2 protein-coding genes are annotated in these 1,769 nt (G+C 69.3%); both read right to left on the bottom strand.

What is annotated here, in order from left to right; translation table 11 throughout:
• Positions 1–688, bottom strand: a 688-nt coding sequence (locus tag ACNPM4_RS18560) for an N-acetylneuraminate synthase family protein (RefSeq protein WP_448986677.1), incomplete at its 3' end; no start/stop codon positions are given.
• A gap of 93 nt (positions 689–781) precedes the next feature.
• Positions 782–1,769 (bottom strand): HAD hydrolase family protein (locus ACNPM4_RS18555; RefSeq protein WP_448986675.1); only part of this gene is annotated, 988 nt, incomplete at its 5' end.

The raw sequence follows: 1,769 nt of genomic DNA, 5'->3' as shown, positions 1-1,769 counted from the left end.
CCCCCGCGACTGCGCCGATGGCCACCGCGGCGAGGGAGATCTGCAGGCCGCGCTCGTGCCCCGAGTAGCCGACGGGCACACCCGGGTAGCGGTCGCGCAGGGTGGCGATCACGCGCAGGTTCGCCTCTTCGGGCTCGAGCGGGTAGGTCGAGGTCGCGTGCATGAGGACCACCCGGTCGGTGCCGAGCGTGTCGAGCGCCCGGTCGATCTGCTCGATGGTCGACATGCCGGTCGAGAGGATGACGGGCTTGCCCGTCTCGCGCAGGGCGACCAGCAGCTCGGTATCGGTGAGGCTGGCCGAGGCGACCTTGTGCGCCACCACGTTGAGGTCTTCGAGGAAGTCGACGCTCGGCACGTCCCACGGCGACGCGAACCAGTCCAGGCCGAGCATGGTGGCGTGATCGCCGATCTCGACGTACTCGTCGCGGCCGAACTCGACGCGACGGCGGTAGTCGAGGTAGCTCATGACGCCCCACGGCGTCTCACGCGGAACGTCGCGCATGTGCTCGGGAGTGGAGATCTCGGGCGTGCGCTTCTGGAACTTCACCGCATCGGCGCCGGCGCGGGCTGCGACGTCGATGAGCTTCTTCGCGATGTCGACATCGCCGTTGTGATTGAGTCCGATCTCGGCGATGACATAGGCGGGACGACCGCCGCCGATCACTCGTGAGCCGATGCTGACAGTCATGATTCCTCCGGTCGTCGAGCGCTGGTGCAACCCCTCCCTCCTGAGTACGGGCCGAGGATGAACACCGGGCGACGGCCGGGTTACCGGCATCGGTCAGCTCGACAACACCCGTTCGATCAGCTCCCTCACCGCACCCTCGCCGCCGCGCCGGCGCAGCACCACACGGGCCTCCTCGATCACGAGCGGATGTGCGTTGGCGACCGCGACCGGCCAGCCCACGATCCGCATCGCCGGAAGGTCGTTGACGTCGTTCCCGAGGTAGGCGATGTCGGCGAGCGGCACGTCGTTCTCCTGCGCCCAGTCGCGCAGTGCCGTCTCCTTGTCGTCGAGGCCATGGAGCACCGGAACGCGGAGCTTCGTCGCCCGGGCGCGGACCACGGGATTGACCTCGGTCGACAGGATGAGCAGCGGCACACCGGCGCGGCGCAGCAGGGCAACCCCCATCCCGTCCTCGCGGCTGACCCTCACCCGTTCCCCGCCGTCTGCATCGATGATCGCGGTGTCGTCGGTGTGCACGCCGTCGAAGTCGGTCACGACCGCCCGCACCGGGATGCGCCCTGGAACCTCGTGCAGGGTCGCGAGAGCACGGGCGACTCGGAGCTGATCCGCATCGTCGATCTCGATCGCCGTCCACTCCGGCACCGCAGCGATGCGGATCCTGCCGAAGAACCGATGCCGGCTCTCACGGAACCCCGCGGCCCGGAACACATAGAAGGCGCCGGTCTCGAGGTGGTGCGGCTCCCGGTCCTGGCGCCGCGGGCGGTGCGCGGCTTCGTGGTTGATCGCGACCGCCTCACCGCGGTCGTCTTCCCGCCACAGGAATCCGTAGGTCTCATGGGCCGCGAACACGCTGTCGGCGCGGTCTGCACGAATCTCCTCCACGGCCGCGGCGAGCGCGTCACTCGGGATGAACGGCGACGTCGCCTGCAGGAACGCCACGATCTCGACCCTCTCTCCGGCTGCTTCGAGCTCGTCGAGGGCATGCAGGATCGCGCTCTCCGAGGTCGCAGTGTCTTCGGCGAGCTCGGCGGGGCGGCGGATGACACGGGCTCCCGCGGTGTTCGCGACCGCGGCGATCTCG

It is taken from the genome of Microbacterium umsixpiens (assembly GCF_053543675.1).
The sequence above is the reverse complement of the archived record's forward strand: the minus strand, read 5'-3'. Positions and strand labels throughout refer to the sequence as shown.